This is a genomic window from Aeromonas sp. R2-3, assembly GCF_040908375.1.
Lineage (GTDB): Bacteria > Pseudomonadota > Gammaproteobacteria > Enterobacterales > Aeromonadaceae > Aeromonas > Aeromonas veronii.
In genome coordinates this window covers 485,857-507,908 of record NZ_JBFODP010000032.1, presented here as the reverse complement: position 1 = coordinate 507,908, position 22,052 = coordinate 485,857, and the positions used below count along the sequence as shown (strand labels likewise).

At 60.7% G+C, this 22,052-nt stretch carries 17 protein-coding genes and 1 other RNA gene; 8 read left to right on the top strand and 10 right to left on the bottom strand.

Going from position 1 to position 22,052, the window contains the following annotated elements; genetic code table 11:
- Positions 1-94: 94 nt before the first annotated feature.
- The 9 genes from AB5Z02_RS19865 to AB5Z02_RS19825 form a co-directional block, all read right to left on the bottom strand.
- Positions 95-691: a GPR1/FUN34/YaaH family transporter gene (locus AB5Z02_RS19865; protein WP_005336948.1), complete on the bottom strand. Its 597-nt coding sequence runs from the start codon at positions 689-691 to the stop codon at positions 95-97.
- Positions 692-916: 225 nt separating this feature from the next.
- A complete protein-coding gene (locus tag AB5Z02_RS19860) occupies positions 917-3,919 on the bottom strand; it encodes a DUF748 domain-containing protein (protein WP_368216797.1) in 3,003 nt (1,000 codons plus the stop codon).
- Between the two features lie 52 nt (positions 3,920-3,971).
- Positions 3,972-4,733 (bottom strand): ABC transporter substrate-binding protein, encoded by a 762-nt coding sequence (locus AB5Z02_RS19855; RefSeq protein ID WP_231720469.1) that lies wholly within the window; start codon positions 4,731-4,733, stop codon positions 3,972-3,974.
- A 36-nt stretch (positions 4,734-4,769) separates the two neighbouring features.
- Entirely contained in the window at positions 4,770-5,180 is a 411-nt protein-coding gene (locus AB5Z02_RS19850) for a MerR family DNA-binding transcriptional regulator (protein ID WP_159143851.1), read from the bottom strand.
- Positions 5,181-5,182: 2 nt separating this feature from the next.
- On the bottom strand, positions 5,183-6,151 hold the full coding sequence (locus tag AB5Z02_RS19845; RefSeq protein WP_064337796.1) for a hydroxymethylglutaryl-CoA lyase: 969 nt from the start codon (positions 6,149-6,151) through the stop codon (positions 5,183-5,185).
- Positions 6,148-8,118: a biotin carboxylase N-terminal domain-containing protein gene (locus AB5Z02_RS19840; protein WP_368216795.1), complete on the bottom strand. Its 1,971-nt coding sequence runs from the start codon at positions 8,116-8,118 to the stop codon at positions 6,148-6,150. The genes AB5Z02_RS19845 and AB5Z02_RS19840 overlap by 4 nt, the downstream gene beginning before the upstream one ends.
- Positions 8,115-8,969, bottom strand: a complete 855-nt coding sequence (locus tag AB5Z02_RS19835) for an enoyl-CoA hydratase-related protein (protein WP_231720471.1) — start codon at positions 8,967-8,969, stop codon at positions 8,115-8,117. The genes AB5Z02_RS19840 and AB5Z02_RS19835 overlap by 4 nt, the downstream gene beginning before the upstream one ends.
- Before the next feature lie 11 nt (positions 8,970-8,980).
- Positions 8,981-10,582 (bottom strand): carboxyl transferase domain-containing protein, encoded by a 1,602-nt coding sequence (locus AB5Z02_RS19830; RefSeq protein WP_231720472.1) that lies wholly within the window; start codon positions 10,580-10,582, stop codon positions 8,981-8,983.
- Positions 10,579-11,721 carry an isovaleryl-CoA dehydrogenase gene (locus tag AB5Z02_RS19825; RefSeq protein ID WP_231720473.1) on the bottom strand — a complete coding sequence of 381 codons (1,143 nt, stop codon included), beginning with the start codon at positions 11,719-11,721 and terminating at the stop codon, positions 10,579-10,581. The genes AB5Z02_RS19830 and AB5Z02_RS19825 overlap by 4 nt, the downstream gene beginning before the upstream one ends.
- 305 nt (positions 11,722-12,026) lie before the next feature.
- On the opposite strand from AB5Z02_RS19825, the gene AB5Z02_RS19820 reads away from it, so the two are divergent.
- The 8 genes from AB5Z02_RS19820 (at position 12,027) to ffs (ending at position 19,907) form a co-directional block, all read left to right on the top strand.
- Positions 12,027-13,184, top strand: a complete 1,158-nt coding sequence (locus AB5Z02_RS19820; RefSeq protein WP_368216792.1) for an acyl-CoA dehydrogenase family protein — start codon at positions 12,027-12,029, stop codon at positions 13,182-13,184.
- A gap of 135 nt (positions 13,185-13,319) precedes the next feature.
- A complete protein-coding gene (locus AB5Z02_RS19815; RefSeq protein WP_231720475.1) occupies positions 13,320-14,102 on the top strand; it encodes an enoyl-CoA hydratase in 783 nt (260 codons plus the stop codon).
- A gap of 18 nt (positions 14,103-14,120) precedes the next feature.
- Positions 14,121-15,233 carry an enoyl-CoA hydratase/isomerase family protein gene (locus AB5Z02_RS19810; RefSeq protein WP_231720476.1) on the top strand — a complete coding sequence of 371 codons (1,113 nt, stop codon included), beginning with the start codon at positions 14,121-14,123 and terminating at the stop codon, positions 15,231-15,233.
- Positions 15,234-15,284: 51 nt separating this feature from the next.
- Positions 15,285-16,187, top strand: a complete 903-nt coding sequence (gene mmsB / locus AB5Z02_RS19805; protein ID WP_368216790.1) for a 3-hydroxyisobutyrate dehydrogenase — start codon at positions 15,285-15,287, stop codon at positions 16,185-16,187.
- Positions 16,188-16,239: 52 nt separating this feature from the next.
- Positions 16,240-17,019: an SDR family oxidoreductase gene (locus AB5Z02_RS19800; RefSeq protein ID WP_231720478.1), complete on the top strand. Its 780-nt coding sequence runs from the start codon at positions 16,240-16,242 to the stop codon at positions 17,017-17,019.
- A 358-nt stretch (positions 17,020-17,377) separates the two neighbouring features.
- Positions 17,378-18,814 carry an arginine-ornithine antiporter gene (arcD, locus tag AB5Z02_RS19795; protein WP_005336921.1) on the top strand — a complete coding sequence of 479 codons (1,437 nt, stop codon included), beginning with the start codon at positions 17,378-17,380 and terminating at the stop codon, positions 18,812-18,814.
- A gap of 105 nt (positions 18,815-18,919) precedes the next feature.
- Entirely contained in the window at positions 18,920-19,708 is a 789-nt protein-coding gene (locus AB5Z02_RS19790; protein WP_005360120.1) for a sulfite exporter TauE/SafE family protein, read from the top strand.
- A 102-nt stretch (positions 19,709-19,810) separates the two neighbouring features.
- An RNA gene (gene ffs, locus AB5Z02_RS19785) (signal recognition particle sRNA small type) lies at positions 19,811-19,907 on the top strand.
- Between the two features lie 317 nt (positions 19,908-20,224).
- On the opposite strand, the gene AB5Z02_RS19780 is transcribed toward ffs, so the two are convergent.
- Complete coding sequence (locus tag AB5Z02_RS19780; protein ID WP_368216788.1) at positions 20,225-22,051, bottom strand: ATP-binding protein; 1,827 nt, start codon at positions 22,049-22,051, stop codon at positions 20,225-20,227.
- Position 22,052: the final 1 nt, after the last annotated feature.

The window sequence follows — 22,052 nt, the reverse complement described above, 5'->3', positions numbered from 1 at the left end:
GAAAAGGGAAAATGTGTGCGCAGGAACGTCAGCTTTGCGAAATAGCAAAAAGGCACCCGAGGGTGCCTTTTTCACAATCTGAGTGGCTTGCCTATCAGGCAGCGGCTTTCAGCTGTACGGCGGCGGCTTTCTTGTGATCGCCGATCGGCATCACGGTGCGGCCGAACTGCTCGTTGATCACGGTGGCCATGGCCAGGTAGATGGCGCTGGCGCCACAGATGATGCCTTCGAAACCGGCGATGGTTCCGATCAGGGTGCTGCCGGTGAAGTCACGGGCGGCCAGCAGGAAGAACAGCACGGTCAGGGAGGCGAACACGAACTGCTTGGCGCGCGGGTAGTTGATGGTGCCAACCAGCATGAACAGGGTGAACATGCCCCACATCAGCAGATACCAACCCATGTAGGCGTGCGGAGTGGCTTCGGCCAGACCCATGGTCGGCATGATCAGCAGGAACACCAGGCTCAGCCAGAACAGGCCGTAGGAGGTGAATGCGGTCACACCAAAGGTGTTGCCACGCTTGTACTCCATGATGCCAGCGATGATCTGGGCGATGCCGCCGTAGCACAGGCCCATGGCCAGGATCATGGCGCTGATGGGGAAGAAACCTGCGTTATGGATGTTCAGCAGGATGGTGGTCATACCGAAACCCATCAGACCCAGAGGGGCAGGGTTGGCCAATTTTTCGCTCACGTGGCGTTCTCCAAAAATAGAGGTGGGGGTTAACAAAAGACGCGCGATTTTAGGCAGGCTGCGGCGCGCCCGCAAGGGGGCAAGGGGGATAAATCGTAAAAAAACTACGTGATTATTTGCATCAGAGGCCAAATGCTCACCAAGGCAGGCTGTTTGGTGAGCAAAAGGTGTCAAAATAGTTGAGGGGTTGTATTTTTATTACGCTTTTTACGAAGTGCGGCGGCGTCACTGATCCAGTGTCAGGATCACTTTGGCTTCCTTGTCCTCTTCCTTGACCTGGCTGTCGAGCACGAACAGCCGCTCCGGGGCGATCCCCTGGCTGTCGACCAGAAACTCCTTGGTATTTTGCGCCCGGCGCATGGCGAGATTGCGCAGGGATTTGGCGGTGATGAGCTGCTGATCCCGCAGCAGGATCACCGCCTGGGCCCGCAGTGCCGCGCTCTCTTCATCCAGATGGAGGCGGTCCGCCAGATCATCCAGATCTTCGCCAAAGCGCTCTTCATAGGCCTGGGCCAGCGCCTCTTGCAGGGCTGAGTCCTGTTCCAGCAGGTCGAGATCCGCCTGATTGCCGGTGAGCTTGGCCAGTACCCGCTCCAGCTTTTGCCGTTGCAGGATGGGGCGCTCCTCGTTGAAGTTGACCTTGCCGCGAATGTTCATGCTGAGCTTGGGTCTATCCTTGAGGGCCTGCGCCAGCTTGACCAGTTTCTCCTGCTGGGTGGGGGGGAGATCGGGATCCCCCGGCAGGAAGGGAAGTTCGTCGAGATCTTCGGTGCCATCGGCCAGCGAGGAGAGCAGGGAGAAGGGGGAGGTGATCGCCTTGCTCAGTGTGTTGCCCAGCACATCCCAGAAGATATTGCCGATGCTGAAGTCCGGTTGATCGAGATCCCCCTTCACCTTGAGGTTCATCTGGATCACCCCGTTGGCATCGCTTAGCAGGGCGATGGCCAGCCCCAGCGGCAGATCCTTGGCCTGATCGCTCTTGATCTTCTCGCCCAGTTGCAGCTTCTTGATGGTGATGTCGTTATCCCCCTCCAGCCGATTGCCCTCCAGCTTGTAATGCAGCTTCATGGAGAGCTGCCCCTTGTCGATGGCATAACCGGCATAGGTGCCCGAATAGGGGGTGAAGGTGGTGAGCTCCAGATTGTGGAAAGCGACCGCGATGTCGAGGATCGGGTTGGCCACCAGCAGGTTGGTACCGCCGCGAATGGTCACCGGCGCATAGCGATCCACCTTGCCGTTGAAGGCGAGATCGGAGCGTTGCCCCGGAATATTGCTGATATGGCGACTCTGGCCGCCCAGCGAGGCGATATCGGCCACAAAATCCTGACTCAGGCTGCGGTCGGCAAAGCGTAGGTTGCCCTGCTCTGTGCGCAGCTGGTCAATGGTGAAACGAAAGTCGGGAGTCTTGCTGCCTGCCGCCGCTTGAGTACTTTTGGTTGCCGCCGGTTGCGGCAACAGCAGCTGTTGCAGGTTGGTGGTGCCATCTTCGTTGATCTCGATGCGGGCGAAGGGCTTGTTCAGGGCAATGTCCTTGATCCGCATCTGCTGGCTGATGCCGTCGTACGTCAGACCGGTGAGAGCCAGGGTGTTGAACTCCAGCAGCCGCTGATTGTCTGCCCGATCGACTACTTTGAGCCCGTTGACATCGAGCCCCCCTTGCAGGGTCAGCTTGCTCAGATCTCCCTGGGCGGTGGTGGCGAGATCAAGGCGGGTCTTGCTGCTCAGCAGCCCGTTCTGCACCTTGATGCGTACCAGATCGGCCAGATAGGGTTGTGCCAGCGTCAGGGGCAGCCCCTGCTGGTTGATGTCGCCGCTTATTGTGAAGGGGCTCAGGGTCAGTTGGCCATCAAAGGCGAGGGGGCTGCTCTGGTTGAAGTGGGTGGCCAGAGTCAGTTTGCTCGGTTGCTCCCCCTTGCTGCCCAGTGGCCCCAGCGCCAGCTTGAGGCCGGAGAGCTGGCGTGCCTGCGGTTTGCCGCTGCTCGATTCGGTGAGAGTGAGATCGCCCTTGTCGATAAGGATCTGCTTGATCTGCCACTGCCAGGGTTTGTCTGGCGCATGTTTCTTGCCGTTACCGGCTGTCTTTGCTTGTTGTGCCGACTTGGGCGCCGCATTGTTGGCCACCTCGTTTGCGACGTGGGCCCCTTTGACGGGCTTGGCGGGGGCCTGTTCAATCAGCAAGTCAGCCAGATCCAGCTCCTGCTGTGGGTTGAGGGTGGCCCTGAGCAGGGGCTGTTGCAGGGTCACCTTGCCGATCTGGAGCGACTGTTTCTGGCCATCGACTGCCAGCTCGCTCAGGGTCAACTGGCCGAAGCGGGCAAATTCGTCGCCCTTGTGTTTTTTAAGCTGCCAGTTGTCCAGCGTCAGCTTGCCTTTGGACAATTGCCACAGCACCCCTTGCTTGCCCTCTTTAAGCTGGTATTCCACCTCTGCATTGGCGTGGCCCTTGGCCAGATCCAGCTTGAGATAGGGTGCCCAGAGCGGGGCGAAGGGTTTCAGCTCGACCTGTTTGAAGCTCACCTTACCCTGACCCATGCCGCTCATCACATCGAGTTTGCCGTGAGTGGCGAGGCTGCTTTTGCCGTTGATGGCGGCGTTCAGCTGATAGGCGGTCGGGTGATTTGCCTCGGTGCGCAGGTTATCGAGCTTGAGGGTCACTTTTTCCAGATTGAGGGGCGGCAACCAGCCAGGCTCGCTCTCCTTGCGCTGATCCTGATAGCGCACATGGCCGTCAGTGACATTGACGCTGGCAATGTCGATCAGCAGCGGTGCACTGGCTGGTTCGGGCTCGGGGGAGGGGGCAGGAGTGAGCAGGGTCGCCAGCGCATCGGTCAGATTGAGTCGAACCTCCCCTTTTTTGTCTGTCAGCCGTTGCAGCAGCATCACGGGTTTGGTCAGGGTGACGGCGGAAAGCACGACCCCTTTCTGCTGCCAGCTGGCTTGCAGGTCGGGGGTGATAAAGAGCTGCTCAAAACGGATGATGGGCTGCTGCTTGGCGTCGAGCAGGGCGGTCGTGCCGAGTGTGAGCGAAGGGTTGCGCAGCCCTACGTCAATCTCCCCCAGCGTCAGTTGCAGGCCGTAGTGCTCGGCCAGCCAGCCGGGCAGATAGCGCTGGATCAGACGGGGGGTTTGCCACAGCAGCAGAGTGATCAGGATAAGAAACAGCAGGAAAACGTAGGCAAGGTAGCGCAGCAAGCGGAGCTTGGGGGACGCGGGCTCGGTGGTGTTCATTTGGTGCACTCCCATTTGGTTCCCGCCATGGTACAGAAAAGCTGGATAGTAATCATGGGGTTGCGTGCTGTTGTACGCCGTACTTTGTCCAAAGGCGCTCCAGTTCACCCTTTTGTTGCAGCGCTGCCAGCCACTGTTCCAGCTGGGCAGGGGTAATGGGGGCCTCAGGGTGAAGGATGGCGCGGTGTTGATACTGTTGATCCCATTTTTGCGAGATCAGCAGCTGGTCGGCGGTGTCGGGATTGGCCAGCAGATACTGGTGAAGGTATGAGACGTTGAGAATGGCTACCTCGCCACGTCCTTTGAGCAGGGCTTGCAGGGCGCTGACATTGTCCTTGACCAGGGTGATATTGAGCTTGCGCTGCAGGTAGACGGGGTCGGCATTGAACTGGCCCACGCCGTAGTGGTAGCCGGTCACCCCGATAAGATGATGCCGAGAGGGGTCATCGAAAAAACGCTGATCCCGACCCGTTTTGTTCAGGGCCACATAGACCTCGCCACCACCGAGGAAGGGGGCTGTCATCTTGAATTTATCTGTGTCCCAGCCCCACTTGGTGTCTTCAAAAAGCATCAGCGAGAAACGGCCCAGATCGAGCGCCTTGTAACGGTTGGCGGCCGAGGTGGGAACAAACACGAATCTTACCTCTTGCTGGATCTCGTTTAGCTTGGCGATGAGGTCCAGCGTCAGCCCTTCATAGCGGGAATCGGAGAGTTTGACCACAAAGGGGGCATAGGGGTATCCACCAACCTTGATGAGGGGATGGCTCCAGCCAGAGAGGCTGAACAAGAGCAAAAACCAGCACCAATATCTCATGGGATCCCCAGGGCAATAGCTTGCTCCCAGATTCGGTTAATCTGCGCCAGTTTTCAAGCTGTTAAGGGAATTAACACAGCGCTGTTCGGCGGCTTCCAGTTCGGCCATCACCATCTGGATATCCTCCAGTTGCTGGTGCAGGGCACTGCGCTTGCTTTCGATCAGGCTGATCATGGAGTTGAGCTGGTTTTTGCTCGATTTGTCGGTGTCGTACATATCGAACAGCTCGCGGATCTCGGCCAGGCTAAACCCCAGCCGTTTGCCGCGCAGGGTCAGCTTGAGCCGGATCTTGTCTTTGTGGCTGTAAATGCGGGTCTGCCCCTCCCGCTGCGGGGTGAGCAGCCCCTCGTCCTCGTAGTAGCGGATGGTGCGCGGCGTGACATCGAACTCGTGGGCTAGCTCCGAAATGCTGTAGGTGATCTCCTTGCCGGGCAGGGAACGGGACATGGTCATGACTCCTGTTGCTGGGCGTGTGGCTGGCAGAGGCGGGCACGCAGCCGCTCGGCATTGGCGTGCAGGGCCTGACCGACCCGCGAGCCGTTGGGGCGAGCGAGCTGCTCGCTCACCCACTGGCCGGTGGCCGCCAGTTTGTCGAGATCCACCCCGGTCGTCATGCCAAGGCCGTGCAGCAGGTAGACCACCTCTTCTGACGCCACATTGCCGGAGGCGCCCGGCGCATAGGGACAGCCGCCAAGGCCTGCCACCGAGCAGTCGATGGTGCGAATGCCGCGCTCCAGCGCGGGCAGCAGGTTGGCCAGACCCTGGCCGTAGGTGTCGTGAAAATGGACCGCGAGTCGCCCCGCCGGGATCTCGTGCAGTACCGCATCCAGCATGGGCGCCACCGTACCCGGGGTGCCAACGCCTATGGTGTCCCCCAGCGAAATTTCGTGGCAACCGAGATCCAGTAGTTGCTCGGCCATCGCAGCGACTCGTTTCGGGCGGGTCGGGCCATCGAACGGGCAGGCGATGACGGTGGAGAGGTAGCCGCGCACCTTGATGCCGAGGCGGCGAGCTTCCTGCACCAGCGGGGCGAAGCGTACCAGCGACTCCTCCACGCTGATGCCGATATTGGCCCGGGTAAAACCGTCGGAGCAGGCGGTGAAGAGGCCAATCTCGTCGGCGCGGGCGGCAATGGCTGCCTGCAAGCCTTGCAGATTGGGCACCAGAGCGCCGTAACGGGTTGAGCCCTTGCGCGGCAGTGCCTCGAACAGCGCTGCGGAGTCCGCCATCTGCGGCACTTTTTTGGCAGAGACAAAGGCACCCACCTCGATGCGTTGCAGGCCGCTGTCGGTAAGGCGCTGGATCAGCTCCAGCCGCTGTACCAGGGAGAGGGGCGCAGCTTCATTTTGCAGGCCATCTCGCGGCCCCATCTCCACTAGACTGACCCTGTCGTCACGGACGTCCTGTGATCGGTTCATGGATGTTCCTCCTGTGAAGCAGTCTCTTCGGCAAAGCGCACCAGCACGGTCCCCTGGCTTACCTGCTCGCCCTGTTTGCACTGCAGGGCTTCAATTACCCCGTCCCGCTCTGCGCGCAACTGGTGCTCCATCTTCATCGCCTCCAGTACCAGCAGGGGTTGCCCCTTGCTGACCGTTTGCTCCTGCTCGACCAGCACGGCTACCACTATGCCGTGCATGGGCGCGATGGCGCCCTGCGCCTTCTCGTTTGCCTGCTCATGGTGGTGGCTGTGCTGCCGATCATCGGCCGCGAAGCGGATGCGCTGGCCCCCCAGGGTCATGATGAAGGCTGCCTCCGAGCCTGCGACCGTCTGAATGGGGATCTGTTGCCAGCAGCCACCTTGTTGTAGCCGGATATGATCGTCACCTCTCTGGTAGCAATGAGTCTCCTCTTGCCACTCAAACTGGCCGCCATGATCGTTAAGGGTCAATACCCGGTGCTCATCACCGATGCGCACCGCCGCTGTCCAGCTGCGATCCGGTCCCAACCGAAATCCGCAGGCTTGCTGCCAGGGGGAGGTGCCCGCAGGGCGGCTCGCCAGCCAGAGGGCGGCCAGCGGCCAGGCGAGCTCAGGAATGGGCCGTGCTGTGGTGGGTATGGGCCACTGGGTATGGTGGCCCATGGCCAGGACGTCAGGCTCTTCACAAAGGCGCAGCAAGAGCGCGCCGTTGTGCACCAGCGGGCCGAGATCCAGCGCCGCCAGCGCATCGGCCAGTTTGGCGAACGCCTCGGTGCGGCTCTGGCCGTGGGCGATCAGCTTGGCGATCATGGGATCGTAATAGGGGCTGACCTCATCGCCAACGGTAACGCCGGTGTCGATGCGCACGCCAACGGGCCAGTGGAGCCAGTGGATAGGCCCGCTGGCAGGCAGAAAACCGGCCGCCACATCCTCAGCGTAGAGGCGCGCCTCCACCGCATGGCCGCGCAGCACCACCTCATCCTGGGTGAGTGGCAGTGGCTTGCCCTCGGCTACGGCCAGCTGCCAGGCCACCAGATCCTGCCCGGTCACCGCTTCGGTGACCGGATGCTCCACCTGCAGCCGGGTGTTCATCTCCATAAAGAAGAACTCATCCTTGCAGAGCAGAAACTCGATAGTGCCCGCCCCCTGATAGTGGATGGCTTTGGCTGCGGCCACGGCTGCCTCCCCCATGGCGCGGCGCAGAGCCGGAGGGATGTCGGGGGCGGGCGCCTCTTCGATCACCTTCTGATGGCGTCGCTGCAAGGAGCAGTCCCTGTCCCCCAGATAGATGGCGTTGCCGAGGCTATCGGCAAAGACCTGTACTTCCACATGGCGAGCCTGGGGCAGATAGCGCTCCAGCAGCACCAGATCGTCGCCAAAGGCGGCCTTGGCTTCCCGTTTGACTGCCGCCAGCGACTCGTCAAAGTCGGCCAGCTGATCGACCCGGCGCATCCCCTTGCCACCGCCGCCGCTGGCCGCCTTGATAAGTAGCGGGAAGCCAATCTGGCTCGCCTGATCGCGCAAGAAGTCCGGCCGCTGATCCGTGCCGTGATAGCCAGGCAGTACAGGTACGCCGGCGGACTGCATCAGCGCCTTGGCGCCCGATTTGTCGCCCATGGCGAGAATGGCGGCGCCGCTTGGGCCGACAAAGCGCAGGCCGCGCTGTTCGCAGGCGGTGGCAAAATCGCTGTTTTCCGACAGAAAGCCGTAACCGGGATGGATGGCATCGGCGCGCGCCTCTTTGGCAATCTTCAGCACCTTGCCGGTGTCGAGATAGCTCTCTCTGGCCGGTGCGGGCCCCAGATGCCAGGCCTCATCGGCCAGACGGGTGTGCATGGCGTGGGCGTCGGCATCGGAGTAGAGGGCGATGGTGTGAATGCCGAGGCGTTTCGCCGTGTTGATGATGCGCACGGCAATCTCGCCGCGATTGGCAATCAGCAGGCGCTTAATCTGAGTGTGATGGGTCATGTCTCATCCTTGAAACGGGGACGCCAGGCGGGAGGACGTTTGTCGAAGAAGGCTTGCATCCCCTCCTGGGCTTCGAGCCCCACCCGAACCCGGGCGATGGTCTCGACAGTTTTCTCTTCGTGCAGGCGGGAAGGATGGGCCTCTATCGCCGCCAGCAGTCGTTTGGTCTCTTTCATTGCTTCCGGCCCGTTGCGGCACAGACGAAGGGCCTGCGCCCGTCCCTCCGCCAGCAGTTGATCCGGCTTGCAGAGTTGATGTGCCACATTGAGCCGACAAGCTGTGATGGCATCGAAAGGCTCGGCACTGAGCATGTAGCGGCGCGCCTGACGCATTCCCATGGCACGTACCACGTAGGGGCTGATCACCGCAGGCACCAGACCCAGGCTCACCTCGGAGAGGCAGAAGCGGGCATCATCGCTGGCCAGCACCATATCGCAGGCACAGATCAGCCCCAGCGCACCGCCGTAGGCGGCCCCTTGCACCAGCGCTACCGTGGGGAAGGGGAGCTCGTCGAGGGTCTGCATCAGCCGCGCCAGTACCCGGGCATCTTCGCGATTGTGCTCGAAATCGGCGTGGGCCAGATTGCGCATCCAGTTGAGGTCGGCGCCCGCGCAGAAGTGTTTTCCCTCAGCCCGCAGCAGCAGGACATGAGGGCGTTCGGCAAGTGAGTGACCATGGAGATGGGCCAGATCATCGAGGCAGTCGAGCAGCCCCAGCATCAGGTCGGCATCAAAGGCGTTGTGGCGAGCCGGGCGCGACAGCACCAGCTCGGCCAGCGGGCCGTGCCGCTCCAGCCGAAACGGGCCCTGTGTTGAAGAGCCAAGTGCTGAGGAAGTAAGTGGATCTGACATGGGTTTGCTCCTTACATCCGGAATATGCCGTACTGCTCGGGTTCAATGCGGGCCCCCTGACAGGCGGCGAGCGTCAGTGCCAGTACGGTGCGGCTCTGGGCCGGGTCGATGACGCCATCATCCCAGAGGCGGGCGCTGGCGTAGTAGGGGTGACCCTGGCGCTCATACTGTTCGATCACCGGGGCACGGATGGCGGCCGCTTCCTGCTCGCTCAAGTCCTTGCCCTCGGCAGCCAGCTTGTCCCGGCGCACCTGCACCAGCACCCCGGCCGCTTGCTCGCCCCCCATGACAGAGATGCGGCTGTTGGGCCAGCTAAAGAGAAAATCGGGTTCATAGGCGCGGCCACACATGCCGTAGTTGCCGGCACCAAAGCTGCCGCCGACGATCAGGGTGATCTTGGGCACCCGGCTGCAGGCCACTGCGGTCACCAGTTTGGCGCCGTGCTTGGCGATCCCCTCCTTTTCTGCACTACTCCCCACCATAAAGCCGGTGATGTTCTGCAAAAAGAGCAGCGGGATGGCACGCCGGTTACAGAGCTGGATAAAGTGGGCCCCCTTCTGGGCACTGTCGCTGTGCAGCACGCCGTTGTTGGCGAGGATCCCCACTTCCATGCCGCAAATACGGGCAAAGCCGGTCACCAGTGTAGTGCCGAACAGCGCCTTGAATTCGTCAAAGTCAGAGCCATCCACCAATCGGGCAATCAGTTCGCGGGCGTCGTAAGGGCGTTTGAGACTGGTGCCCACCAGACCGTAGAGCTCCTCTATGGGGTAGCAGGGGGGCTCGTAGCCGGGGCTGCTCTCTATCGGCTCGTTACCCAGATGAGTAACCAACGTGCGGGCGATGGCCAGCGCATGGGCATCGTCACGGGCCATATGATCAGCAACTCCCGAGTGGGCACAGTGCACTTCGGCGCCGCCCAGGGCCTCGGCGCTGATCTCCTCGCCGGTGGCGGCCTTGACCAGCGGCGGACCCGCCAGAAAGATGGTGGCTTGCTCCCTGACCATGATGGATTCATCAGCCATGGCGGGCACGTAGGCGCCGCCAGCGGTGCAGAGTCCCATCACCACTGCCAGCTGGGGAATGTTCTGGGCCGACATGCGGGCCTGGTTGTAGAAGATGCGGCCAAAGTGATCCCGGTCGGGGAACACCTCATCCTGCATCGGCAGAAAGGCGCCGCCGGAATCCACCAGATAGAGGCAGGGGAGGCGCAGCCGCTCCGCGATGGCCTGGGCGCGCAGGTGTTTTTTCACCGTGAGCGGGTAGTAGGTGCCGCCTTTCACGGTGGCGTCGTTCACCACCAGCATGCAGAGCCGGCCCGAAACCCGGCCGATGCCGGTGATGATGCCGGCGGCGGGCACCGGCTCGTCATAGACCTGCCAGCCAGCCAGCGCCGACAGTTCGAGAAACGGGGAGCCCGGGTCCAGCAGCTGGTTGATGCGCTCGCGGGGCAGCAGCTTGCCACGGGCCTGATGGCGGGCGTTGTTGGCCGCGCCGCCTCCTTGGGCGATCTCGGCAATGCGGGCATGGAGATCGTCGACCAGCCCCTGCATGGCGGCCCGATTGGCCGCATATTCCGGGCTCGCCGTGTCGAGGCGGGAGTGGATCCTGCTCATGCGTTCTCTCCCATCAGCTCGCGGCCGATGAGCCAGCGGCGGATCTCCGAGGTGCCGGCACCTATCTCGTAGAGCTTGGCGTCTCGCAGCAGGCGGCCGGTGGGGTATTCGTTGATGTAGCCGTTGCCGCCGAGCAGCTGGATGGCATCGAGGGCCATCTGGGTTGCGTTTTCGGCGGCAAACAGGATAGCGGCGGCGCAATCTTTACGGCTGGTGCGGCCCTGATCGCAGGCGCTCGCCACCGAATAGACCAGCGCCCGGCTGCTGGCGAGGCGGGTATACATGTCGGCGAGCTTGCCCTGTACCAGCTGGAACTCGCCGATGGCCTGGCCGAACTGCTTGCGCTCGCGCACATAGGGCAGCACCACATCCATACAAGCTTGCATGATGCCAAGGGGACCGGCCGCCAGTACCACCCGCTCGTAATCGAGCCCGCTCATCAGCACCTTGACCCCGCCGTGCAAGGGGCCCAGCAAGTTCTCCTGCGGCACCCGGCAGTTGTCGAACACCAGCTCGCAGGTGCTGGAGCCGCGCATCCCCAACTTGTCGAGCTTCTGGGCGGTTGAAAAACCGGGAGTGCCGGCTTCAACGATAAAGGCAGAAATTCCTTTGGGGCCCGCACTGGTATCTGTCTTGGCATAGATGACGAAGGTGTCAGCATCGGGGCCGTTGGTGATCCACATCTTGTTGCCGTTCAGGACGAAGTGATCCCCCTCGCGCACTGCGGTGAGGCGCATGCTGACCACATCGGAGCCTGCGCCCGGCTCGCTCATGGCCAGCGCCCCCACATGCTCGCCGCTCACCAGCGGGGGGAGGTAGCGCGCTTTCTGTTCTGCCGTGCCGTGGCGGTGGATCTGATTGATACAGAGATTGGAGTGGGCGCCGTAGGAGAGGCCGACCGAGGCGCTGGCGCGGCTTACCTGTTCCATCACCAGCACGTGGGCCAGATAGCCGAGGTTCACCCCGTCATACTCCTCCGCCACCGTGATGCCGTGCAGCCCCAGTTCACCCATCCGGGGCCAGAGATCACGGGGAAAAGCGTTGCTCTGATCGATCTCGCTGGCGCGCGGGGCGATCACTTTCTGGCAGAAGGCCGCAACCTGTTCGGTCAGGGCATTCAGGGTCTCATCCATCTGCATCCATGCTCTCCTTGCGGATATGACAGTCGGGTAGGGAGGTTGGCTCGACCGGCTGACTCGGCGTTACGGCTGGTAGTGGTCGGTCCATTTTGTACTTCACTTCTGCCACAAGTTTACGTTAGCGTAAACGTAAATCAATTGTTAATCTGTTGTGTATCGATAGATAGGCGGTAGTGAGAGCGTCAGCAGCTACCACGACAACAGCGCCATAGTGGCAGATCCGACTGACGCAGCGTGTGGGCGCCGCGTCATAAAGCGCTAAAGCGGTAAAATAAGCGCGGGGCAACAAGGGAGCGAACGACAAGATGGATTTTACCCTGACCGATGATCAACAGGCGTATGTGGAGGCCGCCGCCGCCTTTGCCGATGAGGCGCTCAAACCCCATGCCGCGCGCTGGGACAAGGAGCATGAGTTTCCGATCCCGACCATCAAGCAGGCGGCAGAGCTAGGTTTTTGTGGCCTCTATACCCCGGAGCCGTTTGGCGGATTGGGGCTGCCGCGCCTCGATGCGAGCCTCATCTTCGAGCGCCTCGCCATGGGGTGTACCTCGACCACGGCGTATTTGACCATCCACAACATGGTGAGCTGGATGCTGGGTAGCTGGTTGCCCACCGAGGTTGCCAAGGAGTGGGTGCCCAAGCTGGTCAGTGGCGAGCTGCTGGGCTCCTATTGCCTCACCGAACCGGGGGCAGGCTCAGATGCGGCGGCACTCAAGACCCGGGCGGTGCGCGAGGGTGACAGCTACCTCATCGAGGGGACCAAGGTTTTTATCTCGGGGGCAGGCTGCAGCGATGTGCTGGTGGTGATGGCCCGTACCGGTGGTGAAGGTGCGAAGGGGATCTCTGCCTTTATGGTGCCGGCTAATGCCCCCGGTGTGAGCTATGGCAAGGCAGAAGAGAAGATGGGCTGGAACAGCCAGCCGACCCGGGAGGTTGTCTTTAATGGGGCTCGCATTCCTGCCTGCTATCGGTTGGGTGAGGAGGGGGAAGGGTTCAAATTTGCCATGCAGGCCCTCGATGGGGGGCGCATCAATATTGCCACCTGTTCGGTGGGCACCGCCCAGCAGGCGCTGGACGATGCGCTGGCTTATGTGCAGCAGCGCCAGCAATTTGGTCACCCGATCAGCGAATTCCAGAGCGTGCAGTTTCGCCTGGCCGATATGGCGACCGAGCTGGCTGCCGCCCGCCTGCTGGTACGTCAGGCTGCCGACAAGCTGGATCGTGGGGCACCCGACAAGAGTGCCTGGTGTGCCATGGCCAAACGGTTTGCCACCGATGTGGGTTATCGAATCTGTGATGAGGCTCTGCAACTCTTTGGCGGCTATGGTTATATCCGCGAGTATCCGCTCGAGCGCTATCTGCGCGATACCCGGGTACACCGCATTCTGGAGGGCACCAACGAGGTGATGCGACTCATCATCGCGCGCCGCATGCTGACCGAGCCCGGTTTGTCGCTGGGCTAACCGGTGGTCGCATCAAGGGTGTGTTGCCTGCCACCCGATTTGCACCATGCCGGTTTCTGCTTTGTGAGCCAGCCACAGGTTGGTGTCATTCAAGCCTGTCATCATGGCGGCAGCTTCATCGACAAGGACAATGTTATGACAAGGATCAGACTCGAATATCATGGCCACGTGGCCTATATCACCCTCGACCATCCCCCTGCCAACACCTGGACCCTCGCCAGCCTGCAGGCCTTTTTGCAGATGATGGTGGAGCTCGACCGTCGTCCCGATGTGGTGGCGCTGGTGATCCGTGGTGCGGGCGACAAATTTTTCTGCGCCGGTGCCGACCTCAATATGTTTGTCGAGGGGAATGTCGAGCTGGCCCGCGAAGTAGCCGAGGCCTTTGGCAAGGCCTTCGAGGCGCTGGCCCGTTTTCACGGCGTCAGTATCGCCGCCATCAATGGTTATGCCATGGGCGGTGGCCTGGAAGTGGCGCTGGCCTGTGATATCCGCATCGCCGAGCAGCAGGCGTTGCTGGGACTTCCGGAAGCTTCGGTGGGCTTGCTCCCCTGTGCCGGTGGCACTCAGCGCCTGACCGAGCTGGTGGGGCCGGGCTGGGCCAAGCGGATGATCCTCTGCGGTGAGAAGGTGAGTGCCTCGCTGGCCTACGAGATGGGGCTGGTGGAGGAGGTGGTGAAAACCGGTCAGGCGTGGGAGGCGGCGCACCAGATGGCCCATCTGGTGGAGCGCCAGAGCCCGAGCGCCCTGCGCGCCTGCAAAACCCTGATCAATCAGGGCCGCAGTGGTCCGCGGGATGCCGCCTTGCCCCTTGAGCGGTCGCTGTTTCTCGATCTCTTTAGCGATGCCAATCAGCGTGAAGGGGTGGCCGCCTTCCTGGAGAAACGCTTACCGCGCTGGCAATATGGCCCAACAAAATAAATCCATACGGAGCCGTTTATGAGTGAGCCGGTCAAGGTTAGCTGTTATCCCACCGAAGATGGTCATCAGATCGGGGTGTTGACCCTCGACAGCCCGGCGTCTCTCAACGCATTGAGCCTGCCGATGATCCAGATCCTGCAACAGACGCTGACCCGTTGGGAGCAGGATCCCGCCATCGTCTGTGTGCTGTTGCAGGGGGCGGGTGAGAAGGCATTTTGTGCCGGTGGCGATATCCGCTCCTTCTATTACCGCAAACAGGAGGCAAGCGGATCGGAACTGTTCGAATATGCCCGCGACTTTTTCGAGCAGGAGTACCGGCTCGACCACCACATCCACTCTTACCGCAAGCCCCTGATCTGCGTGGCGGACGGTATCTGCATGGGGGGCGGCATTGGCCTGTTTGCCGGAGCCGATTTTCGGGTGGTGACCGAAAGAAGCCTGTTCGCCATGCCGGAGGTGACCATCGGCCTCTACCCCGACGTGGGGGCAAGCTGGTTTTTAAGCCGGATGCCGGGGCGACTCGGGCTCTGGCTCGGTCTGACTGGCGCCCGCTTCAACGGGAGTGATGCCATCGGTCTTGGGCTGGCGGATCACGCCATCGCCAGTGGCGAGCACAGTGCGCTGCTGTCACACCTCGCCGTACTCGACTGGACTGGCAGTGGTGATCCCCGTGAGCAGATCGATCTGCTGTTCAGAGGGTTACATGGTGAGGTGGCGGCCCGCTTGCCTGCGTCTGTGCTGTTACCCCATCAACAGAGGATCGATACCCTGCTGGCGGGGCGCACGTTGCAAGGGGTATTGGCGCGGCTGTTCGATGCCCAGTTCGATGAACATGAAGCTGTGCTCCAGCAGGCGCAGCAGATTTGCCGCACCGGCAGCCCCATCAGCCGCGCCATTTTGTGGCGCCAATATTGGCAGGCTCGCCGCAACTCCCTGGCCGAAGTATTTGCCGAGGAGCTGACCCTCTCGGTCAACTGCGTGCTGAAGGGGGATTTTGTGGAAGGGGTACGGGCACTGCTGATCGACAAGGATAAAGATCCCCGCTGGCAACAGTGGCCACCGGAGGGGAAGTGGCTGGACGAGTTCTATCGCTGGCCGCAGGGGCGCAATCCGTTGGCCTGCAAGGAATAACATCTTGGCAACCGGCGGACGCCGACATCAGCAACGCAAGGAGCAAGCGGGATGACAAGGATAGGGTTTATCGGGCTCGGCAACATGGGGGGGCCCATGGCGGCAAATCTGGCCAGGGCCGGGCACAGGGTGCAGGTGTTTGATCTGGTTGCCCAAAACATTGAGCGCGCCATCGCCGCTGGCTGCATCGCAGCGGGGGATGCCCGTGAGGCGGTGACTGGCTGCGAGGTGGTGATCAGCATGTTGCCTGCGGGGGAACATGTTCGCGACCTTTGGTTGTCTGAGGGGCAGGATCAGCTGGCAGCCCTGCCGGTTGGTGCACTGGTGATCGACTGCTCCACTATCGATGTCGACTCTGCCCGTCAGGTCGGGGAGGCGGCCCGCGCACGCGGTTTGCGCTTTATTGATGCCCCTGTCTCGGGCGGTGTCGCCGGTGCGGCCGCCGGGACGCTCACCTTTATCGTTGGCGGCGCCGCGGCAGATTTCGAGGCGGCAAAACCCTTGCTCGCCTGCATGGGGCAGAACCTGTTTCACGCCGGGACGCTGGGCGCCGGGCAGATCGCCAAGATGTGCAACAACATGCTGCTTGCGATCCATATGGCGGGCACTGCCGAGGCGCTGGCCCTCGGGGTGAAGGAGGGGCTGGATCCCGCCGTGCTCTCCACCATCATGGGCAAGAGCTCCGGCAACAACTGGAGTCTGGAGCGCTACAACCCCTGGCCCGGGGTGATGGAGAATGTCCCTGCCGCCCGCAACTATCAGGGGGGCTTTATGACCCGCCTGATGGTGAAAGATTTGGGATTGGCCATGGCGCTGGCCGAGCATGGCCACAGCGCTGTGCCCATGGGGGCGCTGGCCCGCAACCTGTTCAACCTGCATGCTGCTCAGGGGCATGGGGGGCGCGATTTCTCGAGCATCGTCGAACTCTATCTGGATAAACAGGATCCCGCCTGACGGGCCACCTCTCTTCAAGGCATCTCTCTTCGACCAGCTACAAGGAGCATTGATGGATATCAAAGATAAGGTCATCGTTATTACCGGCGCTGGACGTGGCTTGGGACGGGCCATTGCGCAGGCCCTGGGCGCACAGGGGGCGACGTTGGCACTGCTCGACATCAATCGCGCCGATCTGGAGGCGACCGCCGCCCTGGTGCGCAGCCAGAATGATCCGTGCGATCAAGATAGCCAGTGCGAGTTGTTTGTCTGTAATGTGGGGAGCGAAGCCGAGGTCGAGGCCGTGTTTGCTGCTATCAAGGAGCGTTTGGGCGTGCTGCACGGTCTTATCAACTGTGCCGGCATTCTGCGCGATGGCATGCTGATCAAGGTGAAAGAGGGTGAGCTGGTGGAGAAGATGACGCTGGCCCAGTGGCAGAGCGTGATTGACGTCAACCTCACAGGTACCTTCCTCTGCGGTCGTGAAGGGGCGGCGCTGATGGCGCAAGGGGGGCAGGGGGGCGTTATCATCAACATCTCTTCCATCGCCCGCGCCGGCAATATTGGCCAGAGCAACTATGCCGCCAGCAAGGCGGGTGTTGCCTCGCTGGTGGTGACCTGGGCGCGGGAGTTGGCGCGCCATGGCATTCGGGTGATGGGGATTGCCCCCGGGGTGTTTGCCACCGACATGACGGCGGCGATGAAGCCGGAGGCGATGGCGCGGATGCAGCAGGCCATTCCGGTCGGCACCCTTGGCGAGGCGCAACAGCTGGCCGAGACGGTGAGCTTTATTTTTGCCAACGACTATCTGTCGGGAAGGATGATAGAACTGGATGGCGGTTTGCGTTTATAGGGATTTACATAATGGGCCCCGGTGTTTCCACCGGGGCTTTTTTATGCAGATTATTTATACAGAGAGTGCCTGAATGGCGATGCATAGGAACCATGCGAGTCAGGTTGTGTTGGCAGAAAAATGAGAAATATCAATGGGTCTTGGTTAATTTGAGCCAGCTCACAGGCCATATGGGTCAGTGCTGTAAAATTGCGCGCGGTCAAGGCGGTGCATGATTGACGGGACGAGGGATTGCGGTCGGAATAGTCATGCAATATAGTTGCCGCCTTTTTCACGGGGTCAGGATTCCCAGCCCCTCCCATATTGCGCGCAGTATGAATACGGACGCTCTGCCGCCGCCTAAATAAACAGGATTGAAATGGACAAGAAACTAGGGCTGGGCGCCCTCATTTCGCTGGTGATCGGCTCCATGGTCGGCGCTGGGGTCTTCAGTCTGCCACAAAACATTGCTGCGCATGCCAGTGCCGGGGCGGTCGCCCTGGGTTGGGCCATCACCGGTCTTGGCATGATCTGTCTCGCGCTGGTCTATCAGAACCTCTCCATGCGCCGCCCCGATCTCGATGGCGGTATCTTCAGCTATGCCAAGGCCGGTTTCGGCGATTTCATCGGTTTCAACGCCGCCTGGGGTTACTGGCTCTGCCAACTGCTGGCCAACGTCTCTTACGCCATCGTAGTGTTCAGCGCCCTGAGCTACTTCTTCGATACGCCTGACAACGTCATCTTCGGTGACGGCAATACGCCGGTGGCCATTACGCTGGCCTCCATCCTGATCTGGTCGGTACATGCGCTGGTGCTGCGTGGGGTGCAGGTCGCTGCGCTGGTGAATATCGTCACCACCATCGCTAAGATGGTGCCGCTCATCGTCTTCTGTGTCGCGATCCTGCTGGCCTTCAACATGGATACCTTCACTCTGGATATCTGGGGCCAGAACAACATGGAGCTGGGCTCCGTGATGGATCAGGTCAAGTCCACCATGAAGGTGACCCTCTGGGTCTTTATCGGGATTGAAGGGGCCGTGGTGGTCTCTGCCCGTGCCCGTCATCGCAAGGATGTGGGCCGTGCCACCGTGCTGGCGCTGCTCGGCGCCCTGACGCTTTACGTGATGGTGACCCTGTTCTCGCTGGGTGTCATGAGCCAGCCGCAACTGGCGGCGCTCAAGAACCCTTCGACCGCCATGATCCTCGAGGCAGTGGTCGGCCCCTGGGGCGCCTGGCTTATCAACATTGGTCTGGTGGTGTCAGTGATGGGGGCTCTGCTCAGCTGGACCGTGCTGGCCGCTGAAGTGCCCTACATCGCAGGCAAGACCGGCGTCTTCCCGGGCTGGTTTGCCAAGGAGAACAAAAACGGCTCGCCGCAGGTGTCCCTCTGGTGCTCTACCTGTCTGGTGCAGATCTTCCTGATCATCATCTACTTCCAGAGCAGCACCTATCTGGCGCTGGTCAACATCGCCACCTCGGCGGCGCTGGTGCCCTACGTTTTCTCCGGTGCCTATGGCCTGAAGCTGGCATTGAAAGGAGAGACCTATCAGGGTCAACCTCATCAGCGCAAGCGTGACCTGCTGCTGGCCCTGGTGGCGACGGTTTACGGCTGCTGGCTGGTATACGCTGCCGGTGTGGAGTACCTGTTGCTGGTGGCGCTGCTCTATAGTCCGGGCATCTTCATCTACTGGAAGGCGCGTCAGCATCACGGTCTGCGCGGCCTTAACCGGTTGGAGCAGGGGATGACGGCGGCCCTACTTGGCTGTGCCGTGCTGGCCTTCTACAAGGTGATGGACGGTACCATTCCACTGCACTAACCGGCACAATGAAGAGATGGCCCTCGCGCCATCTCTTTTTTTTCATGCAGATATCCACTGTTGCCCGGCCGTGTTGGCCAGTTTTTGTTTAACACAGGAATTTTTATGCTGTTTATGGGTTACCTCCTGCTGGGCGCCTTTGCCGGTATGCTGGCGGGACTGTTCGGGATCGGCGGCGGTCTTATCATTGTCCCCGTGCTGGTCATGACCTTTCGCGCCCAGGGCATCGACCCTGAAATCATTACCCATCTGGCCCTCGGCACCTCGTTGCCCACCATGATCTTTACCGGATTCAGCTCGCTGCGGGCCCACCGGGAGGCGGGCGCCGTCGATTGGGTGATGATCCGCCGACTCGGCGCCGGCATGCTGATTGGGGGCTGGCTTGGCGGCATGACCGCCAATCTGCTCAGCACCAGCACCCTCAATATCATCATCGGTTGTTTCGCCTGGAGCATGGCGCTACAGATGGGGCTTAACCTTAAACCCAAAGCGGAGCGCCATATGCCGGGGCCGCTCGGCACAGGCATTGCCGGTACCATCATTGGCTGGATGTCAGCCCTGTTTGGTATTGGTGGTGGCTCGCTGACCGTCCCTTATCTGAGCTGGAACTCGGTGCCAATGCGCAATGCGGTAGCGGCCTCTGCAGCCTGCAGCATGCCCATCGCGCTGGCGGGGAGCCTCAGCTACCTCTATGCGGGTTGGGATCATGCCGATCTGCCCGAGTGGAGTGTGGGCTACATCTATCTGCCCGCCCTGCTGGGCATTGTGCTGACCAGTACCCAGTTCGCCCGCATTGGCGCCAAGCTGGCACACCGCCTGTCACCCACACGCCTCAAGCAGGCCTTTGCCCTGCTGATGCTGCTGGTAGGGGCGAAATTTATGCTGTTTAGCTGATTCATTCGGCAGATTGTTGAAAAATAAGGCAAACGATCTATTAGAGGGTAGAAAGCCGTTGCATTGAACGCCTAGTTTGCCTATTCTCCTCGCCGGTGGTCCTATTGGTCCTCTCGCATTGATAACCCGTCGACCTGGTCAGGACCGGAAGGTAGCAGCCAAGGCGGGGGACTCGAGTGCCGGGATGTGGCTGGTAGGGCCACCACTTGTTTCTGCAATTCAATAAGTTAGCTTCCTAAAGCCCTTGGTCATCCACTTTGTGTGGACGACGAGGAGCTCATCGATGAATCTCTGGCTCAGTCCCCACGGCATCTGGTATTACCGGAAAGTCACCACGCTCCCCTGTGGTCGTCGTAAAGAGATCAAAAAATCCCTGCATACCCGAGACAAGCTGACGGCCCGCCACAAGGTGACCCAGCTGCTTGCCTGCGTGCGTTCCAGACCCAAGCCCATTCAGTTGCCTGCAGAGGTCAATGTTGCCCCACATGAGCAATCAGCAGCCCGGAATCCAAGGTTTTATTGCTTGGTGACACGCAGGGTGGCGTTGTATTTGAGCCGCCCATGGGAAATATGTCTGTTTATCTCGCCCAGTAGCGTCTCTTTATTGATGGGCTTGGTGATATACCCGTTCATGCCATGGGAAAGATAGTATTGCTTGGATTCCGGCATCGCATCCGCCGTCAGGGCGATGATGGGGATATCTGCCCAAGGCATCTGGGAGGTGCGGATCCGGGTGGTGGCCACCAGGCCATCCATCACTGGCATCTGGACATCCATCAACACCAGATCAAATTCGGTGTGACCCAGTTTCTCCAGCGCCTCTTCTCCCTGAACGGCCAGTGTGACCTGATGGCCCACGGAGTCGAGCATGGCGCCGATCACCTTGCGGTTGGTGGCATTGTCATCAACCAGCAAGATGCGATAGCTCTCCTGATCCAGCGGCTTGGACGGCAGGCAAACAATCGAGGGGGTCGTGGCTCTGGCGGGCCAGATGTAGGTAAAAGTACTGCCATGTCCCTCGCTGCTTTCTACCGAGATATCGCCGCCCATCAGGCGTGCGAGGTTACGGGATATTTCAAGTCCCAGGCCCGATCCCCCATATTGGCGGGTGATCGATACATCCGCCTGAGCGAAACGTTGAAACAGGTTCTTTAACTGACTTTTGCTCATGCCGATCCCGGTGTCCTGGATCGAGATGCGTATCGAGTGGCGATCCTGCTCCAACAGGGTGCTATCAACGTGGATCTTTACTTCCCCCTGATGGGTGAACTTGATGGCATTGCTCACCAGGTTGAAGAGGATCTGGCGCACCCTCAGCGGGTCGATCATCAACCACTCCGGCGTATCGGGGGCAACAGTCAGGGTCAGTTTGATCCCTTTCGCATCGCAGTTGCTCTGCATCAGGGCCCGGATATCCTCCAGCAGCTGGGGCAAGTGATGGGGGGCCAGTTGCAGCTCGATCTTGCCCTCTTCCAGCTTGGATACATCCAGAATGTCGTTGAGCAGACCGAGCAGATGGTTTGCCGATTCCCGCGCCGTCTCCAGATAGTCTCGCTCCCTCGGATCCATATCCCGGTCGGCCAGCAGTGAGAGCATGCCGAGAATGCCATTCATGGGGGTGCGAATTTCATGGCTCATGTTGGCCAAAAAGCTGCTTTTGGCTCTTGTACCTGCCTCTGCCGCCTGATTTGCTCGCAGCAGTTTGTCATTGAGCTGCTGCATCAGTTTGTGCTGCAGAAACGAGATATTCATTTGCCGCCAGATCAGCAGGGCGAGCACAAAGAGCAGCGCAAATTGCAGGGTCGCGATGAGTGTCGTCGTGATGATCTGCTCCCTCACGCTGTCGCGACGCGCCACATCAAACAGGGTCGCCTGCTGGTTCACCTCCAGAGTCAGCTGATGGAGCAGGGGGAGCAGGGAGGCAAGCTGTTGGCGCAGCTCCTGATGGGCAAGATTGTCCAGCGGCTTGGTGGCTTCCGGGCCGAGCCAGATATCCGCCAGAGAGATGTAGGATCGAATGGCTTTGCTTGCCTGCTGGTAGATCTCTGTTTGCTGAAGCAGGCTGCGATCCTTGCTCTCCAACACCAGATCCATGCGGCTGACCAGAATATCGTATCTGAGTTGGAAGGTCGGTTGCGACTCATGGAGCAGCGAGCTTTGAAAACGCAGCGCTTCGTTATAGAGCTGGAAATAGTTCCACATCACGTTGTCTTCGCCCTGGCTGGTACTGCGCTGCAGATCCTGAAATTGCCGGTACTGGATGGTACCAATACCGGCAAAGGCAAGGAGCAGCACGCAGAGCACCACAAACAAGAAACGTTGACTGGCCGCCATGGAACGCATG